The sequence below is a fragment of the Bacillus sp. FDAARGOS_1420 genome (assembly GCF_019344915.1).
GTDB lineage: Bacteria > Bacillota > Bacilli > Bacillales > Bacillaceae_G > Bacillus_A > Bacillus_A mycoides.
On the sequence record NZ_JAHWJB010000003.1, the window covers coordinates 316705 to 331105 of the forward strand.

Consider the following 14401-nt stretch of genomic DNA (forward strand, 5'->3'; position numbering starts at 1 on the left):
TATATAATAATTTTCAATAATAAAGGAGTGTGTAGAATGAAATATGAAAAATTATCAAAAAAGATTATACAAGGAATTGGAGGAAAGGAGAATGTCAAAAGCGTTGTCCATTGTGCTACGCGTCTTCGCTTCCAACTAAATAATAAAACGCTTTTAGACAAAGAAAAGTTAGAACATTTAGAAGGGATACTTAGTGTTGTTGAGAGTACAGGACAAATTCAAATTGTAATTGGTTCAAATGTTGCAGATGTGTACAATGATTTAGTTCAAGTAGGAAACTTTAATAGTGGATCTGCTCAATCAAATAATCAACCTAAAGAAAAGGTAAAGCTCACAGCAATGATTTTCGAATTAATCTCTGGTACGTTTACACCACTCTTAGCACCACTTGCTGGAGCTGGGATGTTAAAGGCGATATTAGCAGTATTAGTTATGTTTGATGTTCTTTCTGAAAAAAGTGGTACGTATGGAATCCTAGCAGCAGCAGGAAATGCTATTTTATACTTTTTACCTGTTATGATTGGTATTACTCTTGCTATTAAACTTGGTGCTAATGGATATATGGGTGGAATTATTGGAGCTTCATTATTAGAACCGAATTTTACTAGTCTAATGAGCAATGGGGATACAACTTCATTCTTGGGAATTCCGGTCTTATTAATGGATTATTCTTCAAGTATCGTTCCATCCTTTATTGCTGTACTTATTTATGCACAATTGGAGAAGTTCCTAAAAAAAGTTATCCATAAGGATTTACAATTATTTCTTTCTCCAATGATTTCATTGATTATTATAGTTCCATTAACAGTACTAGCGTTTGGGCCTTTCGGAATTTATGTAGGAAAAATGATTACCTCTAGCATTAACTTTTTAAGTGAACACAGTGGATTACTGACTGGTGCAGTGATTGGAGGTACAATGATTATTTTAGTAGTCTTTGGACTTCATTGGGCACTCATTCCAATGAGTATCGAAAACTTAACGAATGGTGGAGATCCAATAGATCCAATGTGGGCAGCAAGTACATTTGCACAAATGGGAATCGCTTTAGGAATTTTCCTGAAAACGAAAGACAAAAAACTAAAATCTCTAGCAGGATCTACTACAATTACTGGTTTACTTTCTGGTGTAACAGAACCAATTATTTATGGCTTAATTTTAACTCATAAGCGTACCCTAGCTTATGTCATTATTGTTGGTGCTATCGGAGGCGCATTTATTGGGTCATTTAAAGCCGAAGCGAAAGCGTTTATGCTGCATAGTATTTTTACACTAGGCGGTTCTACCACTCCATGGTTACCTTACTTTTTCATGATCTTACTTACCGTTGGTGGAGCTACACTGCTTACTTATTTCTTTGGATATGAAGATAAACCTTCAAAACAGAAGGGAAAGGTAGAAGTGGAGCCTAAGCAGCTGAGTAATCCTAATAACACGAAAAAAGTATTAAACAAACAGATAATTAACAGTCCATTATCTGGACAAGTCATCCCATTATCAAAAGTAAACGATCAAGTATTTTCATCCGAAGCAATGGGTAAAGGTATAGCCATTGATCCTAATAAGGGTGAGGTGATTTCCCCAGTAAACGGGACTGTGACTACTATGTTTCCAACTGGACATGCAGTGGGAATTACCTCAGATGATGGAATCGAGATTTTAATTCATGTAGGAATTGATACAGTTCAATTAGATGGAAAGTATTACACTAAGCTTGTAGAAACAGGAGATTCAGTATCGATGGGACAATCTTTAATTCAATTTGAAATCGATAAAATTAAAGAAGCTGGATATGAAACAACGACACCTATTATTGTGACAAATAGCAATCAATTTCTAGATATTATTCACACGACGAATCAATCCGTCTCAACTAATGCAAATTTATTAACAATAGTAAAATAGGGGGTATTAAATATGAAACCATTCTCTAAACCGTTTCCTGAAAATTTTTTATGGGGTGGAGCAACAGCAGCGAATCAAATTGAAGGGGCTTATAAAGAAGGTGGAAAGGGCCTTTCTACAGCAGATGTACTACCAAATGGTGTATTTAGCCCACCAAATTTCTTACTAAATGGAGATTGCCCTTATCATACTGCAATTGACTATTATCATAACTATAAACAAGATATTGCTCTCTTTGCAGAAATGGGATTTAAATGCTTCCGTATGAGTATAGCATGGACTCGAATTTTTCCAAATGGTGATGAGTCTCAACCAAATATAGAAGGATTAGCTTTCTATGATCAAGTATTTGCCGAATTGAAAAAATACCACATTGAGCCTATCGTAACAATATCTCATTATGAAATGCCTCTCAATTTAGTGAGAAAATATGGAGGATGGCGAAATCGTAAACTTATTGATTTTTATTTAAATTTTGCTACTACTTTATTTGATCGCTATAAACACGTGAAATATTGGTTGACGTTTAATGAAATTAATTTTGTAATTCATGCTCCTTTTACTGGTGGGGGACTCGAGTTTAAAGAAGGGGATCATAAACAAAATATACAGTATCAAGCGGCTCATCATCAATTTATCGCAAGCGCTTTAGCTGTAAAAGCAGGTCATGAAACGATAAAGAATAGTAAGATAGGTTGCATGCTTGCCTATGCGCCAACTTATCCGCATACTTGTAATCCTGAAGATGTATGGAAAGCTATGATGTTAGATCGTGAAACAGTATTCTTTACTGATGTTCAAGTTCGAGGATATTATCCGTCATATACTGAAAAATATTTCGCTGAAAATCAAATACAAATCACAATGGAACCTGGTGATGAGGAAATTCTCTCATCCCATAAAGTAGATTACCTAGGTTTTAGCTACTATAATAGCGGTACGGCATCTGCTTCTCCTGATAAACATGAAACTTCTGCCGGTAACTTACAGGTTGGTGGTGTTAAAAACCCATACCTAAAGGTCTCAGATTGGGGATGGGAAATTGATCCAAAAGGTTTACGCATAGCCTTGAACTTGTTATATGATCGATACCAAATACCTCTATTCATTGTTGAAAATGGTTTTGGAGCAGTAGATGTACTAAATACAGAAGGTACAGTACATGATGATTATCGAATTAATTATTTGAAATCTCATATTAAAGAAATGAAAGAGGCCATCGCTGATGGAGTCGATTTATTAGGTTATACTACATGGGGACCAATTGATTTAGTAAGTGCATCAACAGCAGAAATGAAAAAGCGTTATGGATTCATCTATGTAGATAAGGATAATGATGGAAATGGACCCCTAAAACGTTATAGAAAAAAAAGCTTTGCATGGTATAAAAATGTTATTGCCTCTAATGGTGATAATTTGGATTCATTTTGAAATTAATTTTCAGCCCATTATCCGAAAAAATTCTCTTTCCTCAAGCTTGTACAGGGCGATAGTTGGGAGAAATCTTTCTGTTTGATGCAGCCAAAAAATTTCTGATAAATTAGAAACGGTTCTGTTGTAACGCTTCTTAACACATAAAACGGTGAGGAAATTACAATTGAATTTTATGAAGTCGCTAATAATTTTTGTAATACGCTATACGACGAATAGACGAGGTCTTATTGAAGACCTCGTCTTTGTTTATGTAGTTGGAATCGATAATTAAAGAGTATAAAGAGAAGAAATAAAGTAAAGTTATGACCACTTAATTAACACATATTACTTCATAATACACTTAATAATTATATAATTTTTATATAGCTATTTAGTTTATCATTTTGCAGTAGGGGGGATTCCATCTCTTTGCAAGAATACTTAAGGGATTAGGAAACGAGGCATTTCTAATAGCTAAATAAGTAAATAGAAGGTATATTTAAAGAAAGTACCTATACTACTAAAGGTACTTTCTTCATTTTAACAGTAAGAGGACATATTGTATCAATTAGATAATAACTTATGAATGTGAACTATTCACCACTTAGCAAAGCTTGAAGTGGGAGCTTCTCAGTTCCACGATGAAAGCAACCTCTCGTCTCCCTGAGAATTACTTCGGTGTGTTCCATCCCTAGATGTCCAACGCTTGAGGAAGGAGAATTTTTTCGGGGAATTCGTTAAAACATACTCCAGCCTTTTTGCGCGGAAAGTAGTTCTAGTATTTTAAAACCAGCTATACTATTTCCGTTAGCATCTAGAGCGGGTCCAAAAATACCAATTCCCATTTCTCCTTTTACGCATCCGAATATCCCACCGGCAACCCCACTTTTGGCGGGAATTCCGACGCGAATTGCAAATTCACCAGATTCGTTGTACATGCCGCATGTGACCATAAATGTTTTACAAATTTTTGTTATATGTTTCGGAACGATTTGTTTTTTTCTATATGGATCATATCCATCCATTGCAAAAATCAAACCAATCCGTGCTAAATCAATGCAGTTTACCTCAATTGCACATTGACGTGTATATAAGTCCATTAACGCCTCTACATCGCCATTGATAATGTCATTTTGTTTCATATAGTAGCAAAGAGAACGATTCAAGTAAGCTGTTTCTAATTCAGAGCTGGCTACTTTTGAAGAGTAATTAATCGTAGGATTGTCCGTAATATCACGCACAAAGGAAAGAATCCGTTCCATCTTCTCGTCATTACTATCCCCTGTTAGTATACTTGTAATCGCTAGTGCTCCTGCGTTAATCATTGGATTGAGTGGCTTAGAAGGGTTAGCTGTTTCTAGTTTTATAATAGAATTAAAAGGATCACCAGTTGGCTCCATTCCAACTTTAGAAAATACATACTCTTCGCCACGCTCTAAAATTGCAAGTGCAAGCGTAATTACTTTTGAAATACTTTGAAGGGTAAAAAGAGTTTGGGAGTTCCCAGCATGGATATAATCTGTTTCTTTATGATAAATTGCAATCCCTAAATCATCTGGATTTGCATTTCTTAGTTCTGGGATATAAGTAGCCAGTTTACCTCTTTTTGTATATGATTGTACTTGCTCTAGTAATTGTTCTAGGTTATTTGTTCGAATAGAGTGCATAACTAATACGTCCTTTTCCTTTTTATCTTTTTCCGCCAGAAGACTCTCTCCTTAATTTGTGTGAAGATATGCTAGCACCAGCAGATAGGTGGGAGATGAATGTCGGTTAGCGTAAGCCAAAATATTTGCTATCATATACTTGTACAGATTGCTCTTTGATAACTGACGATATGAGGTTGGTTGCAGAAAAATCGTTGCAATCGTAAAATCTTCAACGTTCTATCGTCCCACGCTTGCTGAAGTTGCGAAAACCAAGCTAAAGTAGGGAGCGTGGTGAGTCAACGTACAAGACATTTCAGTTCTTACCGTAGGAACTACGGGCAGAGCCTGCTAAAATAACCGGTGGATATATCGGTGTTCGCAGGAATCCCCCACTTCAAACATCTCATTAGAGTGTTAAGTGGGGGTAGTTCAAAGTTGTGTTCATATAATCTGTATTTAATAAACGACCTGATTAAAGGTGTATTTTCGGTATTCTAAAATTGACTCCTCTGTATTTAAGAAAAGATTTTTGTTATCCAATCTTTTCTTTGGTGCTTTCGCTGTTCCAGCATTCAGTATTATTTAAATTAGGAATATTAGTTGCATAGAAAATCGGATCTTTTCCGGCTTTCTTTTGCCTTAAATAATCTTTGAGAGCGGAGAAAGCATATTTTCCAAGGAGGATGATTGCAATTAGGTTGAAAATGGCCATAATCCCCATGAATAAATCTGCAATATCCCACACAATTTGAACCGTTGCTATAGAGCCTAGCATTACCATACCAATTACCGAAATACGATATATCAGTAATAATGTCTTACTACCACTTAAGAATTCAATGTTTGTTTCCCCATAGTAATAGTTTCCAACGAGAGAACTAAAAGCAAATAGAAAAATAGCTATTGCTACAAAGGTAGGTGCCCATGGTCCAATATGAGTTTTTAATGCTTCTTGTGTTAATTGAATCCCATTTAGATCTGTAGCATTGTGCATATCGGATAGAAGTATCATAAATGCAGTACAACTACAAATTATTAGTGTATCCGTAAAAACACCAAGTGTTTGAATAAATCCTTGTTTAACAGGATGTGTAACATTGGCAGTCGCAGCTGCGTTTGGCGCACTTCCCATGCCAGCTTCATTTGAAAATAAACCACGCTTTACTCCTAGAAGAATCGCAGCACCAAGCCCTCCGCCTACAACTTCCTTAATACCAAAAGCATGCAGCAAAATTTCTTTGAATAAAATAGGAACTTGCGTAATGTTTGTAATAACCACAAATAGTGCAACACCAACATAAAGAATTGCCATAAATGGTACAATCATTTCTGCGACACGAGCAATCCGTTTTACGCCTCCAAAAATGATTAGTGCTATCAAACCTACTAGTATACAGCCGACCATTGTAGGCTCCAGGTTGAATGCGTTTTCAAATGCTAGCGTAACTGTATTCGCTTGAACAGCATTAAACACAAGACCAAAGCAAACTGTAATTAAAATTGAGAAAATAACTCCCATCCAGCGTTTATTTAATCCTTTTTCCATATAGTAAGCTGGACCGCCTCGAAATTTATTTCCATCTTTTACTTTGTATATTTGAGCAAGTGTACTTTCAACAAATGCAGAAGCTCCTCCAATTATTGCGATAAGCCACATCCAAAATATTGCACCGGGCCCGCCGGTGGAAATCGCAATGGCGACACCAGCTAGATTTCCTGTACCAACTCGAGAAGCTGTACTCATGCAAAATGCTTGAAAAGAAGAAACTCCATTTTTTTCTTTTTGTGCTTTACGAGTTGAGGAACTTGCACCATCACTAAGTAAGCGAATCATTTCACCAACATAGCGAAATTGTACAAACCTTGTCTGAATTGTAAAATAGCATCCAACCCCAATTAAAAGAGCAATTAGGATGTAACCCCATAAAAATTCATTTGTAATTCCAATGAATCTGTGGATGGGAGTGATTACATCTTTAATAAAATCCATATGCTTACTCCTCCTTATTCTAATGAATATATATTTATCTAAAAAGAAATGGATTCAGTATGACCAAAAAAATAAGCGGAAACATGATGTGCAAAAATTATTTTATCCTTTTCCGACAGAACACTTACTCCTCAATTTGTGTGAAGGTGTGATAGCACCAGTAGGTAGGTGGGAGATAAATGTTTGATGGCGTAAGTCAAAACGTTTGCGACCATATACTTGTACAGATTGCTCTTTGAAAACTGAAGATATGAGGTTTTCAAAGAAAAATCGTTGCAATCGTCAAATTTCCAACGTTCCATCGTCCCACGCTTGCCGAAGTTGCGAAAACCAAGCTAAAGTAGGAAGCGTGATGAGTCAACGTACAACGCACTTCAGTTCTTACCGTAGGAACTACGGGCAAAGACTGCTAAGATAACTGGTGGATACATCGATGTTCGCAGGAATCCCCCACTTCAAACATTTCGTAAGAGTGTTAAGTGGAGGGAGTTCAAAAAAGCTACCATAATGTTATTACCAGGAAAAATTCAATCCCGATACTATTTTCGTTTATATATTTTCTTTTTGTACACGAATCAGACGCCCCTTTAGAGTTACATTGTTCCAATGATTACAATTGCCTTAATGATTTTAGGTAGTAGAATATTGTTTAGTTCTTCCTGAAATCATCAAACCAATCAAACTACCAAGTAAAGATATTAAAACCCATCCCATTCCTTCATTATATAGAGGAACGTATTGCATGAAAGTAAGCAACGAGTCACTAGCAAGTTCTGCTGTTTCTAATCCTTGTACTATACTAATCAGTAATGCTCCTAAAACTGATCCAACATAGACTGCCTGCTTATCTTTTATAAATCGATCAAAAAAAGCGAGGATAATTAGCACAATTGCTACAGGATAGATAACAATTAGGATAGGTAGGGAAAGTTTAATTAGCATAGACAAACCAAGGTTTGATACTCCAAAGCTAAATGAGCAAATAATTAAAATGATTTTGTTATAAGAAATCTTTGGAAATAGTGTTGTGAAAAATCTCCCACATGCTGAAACGAGTCCTACAGATGTAGTTAAACATGCAAATAACATTGTAATTCCTAATAAGGAAAGACCATATTGACCAAATAAATGTTGTACTACATTTGTTAATAACACACTTCCGTTTTCAAATGTGCCAAATGTTTGAGAAGTAGCTCCAATATAAGCAAGTGATATATATATGATAGATAATCCAAGTGCGGCTATAAGCCCTGCTACTATAGTAGATTTAGCAATGGATTTTTTATTTGTAACACCTTTTTCTTTTATAGCGTTAATTACGATAATTCCAAATACGAGAGCAGCAAGGGCATCCATTGTTAAAAACCCTTCAATAAATCCTTTGAAAAAAGGAGCTTCCTGATATGAATCAGAGGGTGTTGAAATAGATCCAACTGGTGAAGAAATTGCTTTAACAATAATAATACTAATCATGATTAGTAACAGCGGGGTTAAATATTTTCCAATTCTATCTACCAATTTAGAGGGATTTAAAGATAGATAATACGTTATAGCGAAATATACAAATGTGTATAGGAGTAATATATACCATTGATTATGCATGGTGTTACTTAAAAAGGGGGCAACTGCCATTTCATATGAAACAGTGCCTGTACGAGGAATGGCGAAAAAAGGGCCAATTGCTAAATAAATGATAAGAGGGATAATAACACCACAGGCGGGGTGAATCCTACTAGCAAGGGTACTAACATTTCCACCAAAAAGGGAAATAGCAGCGATGGCTAGTAATGGAAGTCCAATACTACTCACAACAAATCCCGAAATCGATATCCAAATATTCGTTCCAGATGAATATCCTAATAATGGAGGGAATATCATATTACCTGCACCGAAAAATATTGCAAACAGCATAAGTCCAATAGGGATTGTTTCTTTAAAAGTTAACGATTGTTTCATAGAGTACTCTCCTTTTTTGACGAAAAATGTCGAAATTTAAGTTTTTTTCATTATAACATATGAAATTAGAAAATACAGAAAAATAAAAATGAAAAAAATCCCTTATTTTACTTGAAATACTATTTGAAATAAATAAAATGATATAAATACTCAAATTTATTGTGCTGTCTTACTCTAAATATAGAAATATCTTTATACCAAAAATTATTATATTGAAATTTAAAAGAGGATGAAGGGATCAGCAGCTATTTGTATAAGCGTCTCTTGATTAATTATTATGAATTGATTTTGCTGCGAAGTGTAATTTATTTTAGTTTTTATAATGAGGGTCACCATATCAATTAAATAGACCTGGTATAAATTCAATCGTAAATAAGTCATCCTTTCCTATGATTCTACAGATAGTAGAAGCAAAGAAAAAAGAAAAGGGACATGAACAGGAACAGGCACCGATGGAACGTGCTGTTTATTGGTGCCCGTGAGAAAACAGACCTGTTTTGAATAAGTTAATTTTATTTCGAATATATAATTACTATAGATAAATATCAGAATTCAAATAACGGACATAATTTCCCCATATTCACTGCATAAAATTTTGTTAAACTCTGAAATTCAAGAGGTAAATTATTCTTTATCATTGTAGTTCTTTTTTATACGCTACTCTAAAATGCGTGTAATTATTAGAAATATGAATATGGGAAGAGGAGGGAGAACTGTTATTAAAGATAATTTCCACTTTTATTTATATACAATAATACAGAAATGGTGGTTTTTAGCATAAAATTACAGAATATTGAAATTATTTTAGTTTGTAAATGTGCTAAAACTATTTTAAAAAGGAGGGGGATTTAACACAGCGCAATCCGTGCATTGTGTGTTAAAAATTAATATGAATAAACGACTTTATAACGTCTTAGCAACGGTCATGGTACTTCAAATAGTAAACATAAACATTCCTACTACTTCGTTTGCAGATTCAGTAGAAAATGTAGTAACGGGAACTAAAATAACGTCTTCTGATATAGAAGCGATAAAGAGTATTGAAGATGATATGAGAGATGAGGATGGAAAAGGGGATAAAATAGATGAAAATGGTGAAATACAAGGAAAATTTATTGTAAATATCCAAAGACAAACTACTTTATATGATTCTCCAAATATACAATCTACTGTTACCAGTGAAATACCTAAACAAATAGCAACAGGAACAAAGAAGAAAGGTGACTGGTATTTTGTTCAAACAAGCTCGGGAGAAGGTTGGATATATAATAGTAATCAAACCTTTATAGAAAGAAATATCTATACTTTACCAAGTGATTCAAGAAAAATAGTAATTAATGAGAAAACAGAAGTTTATTCATCTCCATTTGATGAATTTAAAGAAAATGGTAGTTTAGAACCCCAAACACTAGATGCTATAGCACAGGCAGGAGATTGGTTTCAAATACAAACTGATGGTGAAATCAAATGGATAAAATCACATTCTGTAAAATTTAAAGGGTCAAAACCTTCACTTATTAAGCAAAGAGCTACTACTAGTAATATATATGGTGTACCATTTACAGAATGGATTGTTCCAAAAGGTAACAATAATATTCGTCCTGGATATGCGATGAATGCAAAGTATATTACAATTCATGAAACAGATAATGAGAGCCCAGGGGCAGGTGCAAAAAATCACGCACAATATTTATATAACCAAGCAACAGGGAATACAGATCGTGCTGCTTCGTGGCATTTTACAGTGGATGATAAAGAGATTTATCAGCATCTACCTTTAGATGAGAATGGGTGGCATGCAGGTGATGGAACGAATGGAACTGGAAATAGACAATCCATTGCAATTGAGATCGCTGTAAATAGTGATGGGAACTATGATAAAGCTGTGGATAACGCTCGTAAATTAACAGCATATTTGATGAGGGAGTTAGATATTTCTGTAGATCATGTGGTTAAACATCAAAATTGGAGCGGGAAAATTTGTCCATCAAAAATGATTAAAAGAGATGCTTGGAATGATTTCTTAGTTGGTACAAAAAACTATTATAACGCTAACAATAAAGATGATATTACCGGTGGTTGGTATGAAAAAGATATTCGTGAATTAGCATCGCAAGGGATTATGGTAGGAGATGGACAAGGTTCATATTGGCCGGATCGTCTTGTTACTCGAGCAGAATTTGCAACATTTATTACTAGAGCCTTAAAATTGCCTGAGGGCACTTCAAAATTTACTGATCTTAATACGGCACACCCCTCATTAATAGATGGGATTAATCGTGCAGCAGCAGCTGGAATCATTAGTGGTAGGGGAGATAATATTTTTGCTCCAAATGACACAATTAAGCGTGATGAAGTGGTCATTATGATTGATCGAGCGTTACAGTATAAAAATATTATTGGAAAGCTAGTAGACTTGCCTTTTACTGATCAGAACTTAGCGTATGATAAACAGGCTGTACAACGTGTTTATGGACTAGGGATTGTAAAAGGAAATGAAAAAAACGAATTTATGCCCAAAGGTACAGCCACTCGCGGAGAAGCTGCTGCCTTTCTGAATAGAATGCTACATGTATTAAATAATGATAACAATAATTCAATAGGTGTTGTTACCATAACTGGTTCTGGTGTAAATCTGCGCAAGGGACCTGGGACGACTTATGAAGTAATTCGTAAACTAAATAAAAATGAATCATATTCTGTATATAAGGAACAAAATGGATGGTTAAGTATTGGTGATAATCAATGGTTATTTTATGACCCTAGTTATATCTTTTTTAATAAAAATAAATAAATACTAGAAAAATCGTGTAAAACAGAAAGCATTCTTGTTAGCAAGAATGCTTTCTACTTTTTTGCATTTAAATTTCAAATATTTCGATGAATCCATATGGAAAATCTATATATCACTTTATCTGTATAAATCTTATTTGAAATGAAATACATTAAAAATGTTTGTTTTTTTGTAATTCCTGTTTTAAATCTTGCGAAATCTGTTGAACACTTTCTATATCAGGTTGTGCATAGTAGATACTATACAGGAGCCTCACCTAACAGAGACATATTTTAATTGCACTAATAAGCAAATTATATTTTGCGTGTTTATCTAATGTGAAAATAATGAGTTCAAAATTCATCCCTTTTCAAGATACAGGTTATATCGAAAGTGAGAGGAAATCAAGTTGAAATTTTTGTTATCTATTGGGCGTTTTTTGTTTTTTAAAATTTTTCCGGACAATAATCTTCAATAATAAAGCATCAGGACACGTGTAATAATAAAAAAATAAATTAATTTAATAGTTTATAGTTTATAAAAATTATTGCATAAATTGTAAAGTTTGTTGTATAAAAATAAAGTATTATACAGATGTTTATATCTGTGGTTTGGGAATGTTATGATATCAAAAAGTGAAGAAATAGGTTTTTTTATTACTTGACAAGTTCAAAAATAGTGGATATGCTTTAACACGAAACAAACAAAAAATTTTAAATATTTATAACCTGTTAGGTGAGGCTCCTATACAAACACAGGCTATTGCCCAAAAATATCGAAAGATGCCAATGGGTAGAACAGGAATTGTCGGATTAAGGCTCTTCTTAAGATAGCTAAGTGATGAATCATTCATCCTTTACGTTGTATAGTGCCAAAACTCAACTAGGGGGAATGAGCTTTATTTAGCTATGTCTTTTTTAAATCGACCTCCTTTAGTTGAATCACTAGGGGAGGTTTTTTATATGCAAAATTTTATTTGTAATAAATCTCTTATAAAAGGGGGGAAAACTAATGATTGATGATATTGATCCCATATTTATTAAGAAATTTGTTTTCCCAGAAGTGGGAAAATGATAACAAGTACCATTGTCCTTAAGGAGGAATTACGATGAAAAAATGTTTGCAACAATTATTAAAGACACAAGACATACACTTAGTGCAAGAGCTTATAAAAACTCAATCCTATGATATTGCAATGGAAATGAAAGATTTTCATCATAAAGATCAGATATCTTTAATGAAATATTTTCCTACTGAAAAAGGTGCGAAAATTCTTAGTTACCTTACTCCAGAGGAGCAATATAATATTTGTACCAATTTGCCTTTGGATAAAGGTGAAGAGCTATTAGCAAGGCAATCTATTGATGACCTTGTTGATGTAATTCTTTCAATTCATGCACTTCAGGCTAAAAAGCTGATACAACTTATGTCTGAAGAATCTCAACAAAGAATTAGAAGTCTGCTGGTTTTTCAATCTGGAACAGCGGGCAGTCTGATGACAATTGACTATATTGCCGCCAGGGAAAATTGGAAAGTGAAAGATACGCTGTCGCATATTAGAAAAATTGGGGCAGGGGTAGAATCAATTTCGTATATTTATGTTCTTGATACGCGTGGTCAGCTTAATGGAATTGTTTCTATTCGTGAATTATTGCTAGCTTCTGATGATAAGAATTTATCATCAATAATGGCATCAGATGTCATTTCAGTTTCAGTGGATCTAGACCAACAGGAAGCTGTACAAAAGCTAATGGATTATGATTTATCTGCTATACCTGTAACAACGATAGATAATAGGATGATAGGTATCATAACCTTTGATGATGCAATGGATGTTTTCGAAGAAGAAGCAACTGAAGATATTCAAAAATTAGGAGGGAGCACCCCATTAGATAAGCCATATTTTGAAACCTCTATTTGGCAAATATACCGTAAACGTATAGGTTGGTTATTACTTCTGTTTGTAGCGGAAGCATATACTGGTTCTGTACTTCGACATTATGAAGAAACTTTGACTCATGTAGTAGCACTGGCTTTCTTTATTCCATTGTTAATTGGAACTGGTGGAAATACAGGTACACAGGTCGTAACTACATTGGTTCGTGCTGTAGCTCTAAATGAGGTGAAATTTAAAGATATATTTCGTGTTATGAAAAAAGAAGCATTAGTAGGTATTTTACTTGGGCTTACATTAGCCGTGGCGGCATTAATTCGTGCGTACACTTTAGGCGTAGGTACAGAAGTCGCACAAGTTGTAGCTATAACTGGATTATTCATTGTTATTTGGTCGTCTATTGTTTCATCTGTATTACCCTTGATTCTAAATAAGTTAAAGTTGGATCCAGCTGTTATTTCAGGTCCGTTCATTACGACATTAGTCGATGGGACGGGGTTAATTCTGTACTTTACCATTGCAAAAATGTTATTAGGCTTATAAAAAATTTATACTAAGTTTTTATACCTAGGTTCGTTCCCTTGAGGCTCCCACGGCTAAAGCCACAAGCTGACAACGTCAGTGGGATTCTTGCTACCCAAGGCGAAGTCTATTTCTAGTATCGCTGACGTGCAAGATTGCGGTGTGCCATCACCACTCCGTATCCAGTGCATATAGCAGATACGGCACTCGTTCTATTACCAAACGAGTCAGATTAGTAGTTCTCAAATGTGTTTTAGGGTCTTGTGCTTGACGACTCAATACATTTTACGGAGTAGAAG

Annotated in this window: 7 protein-coding genes and 1 riboswitch; of the genes, 4 read left to right on the top strand and 3 right to left on the bottom strand. The window is 34.6% G+C overall.

All coding sequences use genetic code 11. From position 1 onward, the window contains the following. Nucleotides 1–36: 36 nt before the first annotated feature. Together I6L50_RS30460 and I6L50_RS30465 are read left to right on the top strand one after the other, a co-directional pair. Nucleotides 37–1905 carry a beta-glucoside-specific PTS transporter subunit IIABC gene (locus tag I6L50_RS30460; RefSeq protein WP_219303941.1) on the top strand — a complete coding sequence of 623 codons (1869 nt, stop codon included), beginning with the start codon at nucleotides 37–39 and terminating at the stop codon, nucleotides 1903–1905. Nucleotides 1906–1917: 12 nt separating this feature from the next. Continuing rightward, nucleotides 1918–3336, top strand: coding sequence for a 6-phospho-beta-glucosidase (locus I6L50_RS30465; RefSeq protein ID WP_219303942.1), 1419 nt, complete (start codon nucleotides 1918–1920; stop codon nucleotides 3334–3336). A gap of 719 nt (nucleotides 3337–4055) precedes the next feature. Here the strand turns inward: I6L50_RS30465 and glsA are convergent. The 3 genes from glsA to brnQ all read right to left on the bottom strand — a co-directional run bounded on the left by glsA (nucleotide 4056) and on the right by brnQ (nucleotide 8913). Continuing rightward, on the bottom strand, nucleotides 4056–4985 hold the full coding sequence (glsA, locus tag I6L50_RS30470) for a glutaminase A (RefSeq protein WP_219303943.1): 930 nt from the start codon (nucleotides 4983–4985) through the stop codon (nucleotides 4056–4058). A gap of 514 nt (nucleotides 4986–5499) precedes the next feature. Continuing rightward, nucleotides 5500–6957: an alanine/glycine:cation symporter family protein gene (locus tag I6L50_RS30475; RefSeq protein ID WP_219303944.1), complete on the bottom strand. Its 1458-nt coding sequence runs from the start codon at nucleotides 6955–6957 to the stop codon at nucleotides 5500–5502. A 630-nt stretch (nucleotides 6958–7587) separates the two neighbouring features. Continuing rightward, entirely contained in the window at nucleotides 7588–8913 is a 1326-nt protein-coding gene (gene brnQ, locus I6L50_RS30480; protein ID WP_219303945.1) for a branched-chain amino acid transport system II carrier protein, read from the bottom strand. A gap of 889 nt (nucleotides 8914–9802) precedes the next feature. Here brnQ and I6L50_RS30485 point away from each other — a divergent pair. Together I6L50_RS30485 and mgtE are read left to right on the top strand one after the other, a co-directional pair. After that, the gene (locus tag I6L50_RS30485; RefSeq protein WP_219303946.1) at nucleotides 9803–11707 is read left to right on the top strand and encodes an S-layer homology domain-containing protein; all 1905 of its coding nucleotides are present in this window, start codon (nucleotides 9803–9805) and stop codon (nucleotides 11705–11707) included. Nucleotides 11708–12406: 699 nt separating this feature from the next. After that, nucleotides 12407–12583, top strand: a riboswitch (M-box (ykoK) riboswitch). A gap of 211 nt (nucleotides 12584–12794) precedes the next feature. Beyond that, a complete protein-coding gene (gene mgtE, locus I6L50_RS30490; protein ID WP_219303947.1) occupies nucleotides 12795–14123 on the top strand; it encodes a magnesium transporter in 1329 nt (442 codons plus the stop codon). Nucleotides 14124–14401: the final 278 nt, after the last annotated feature.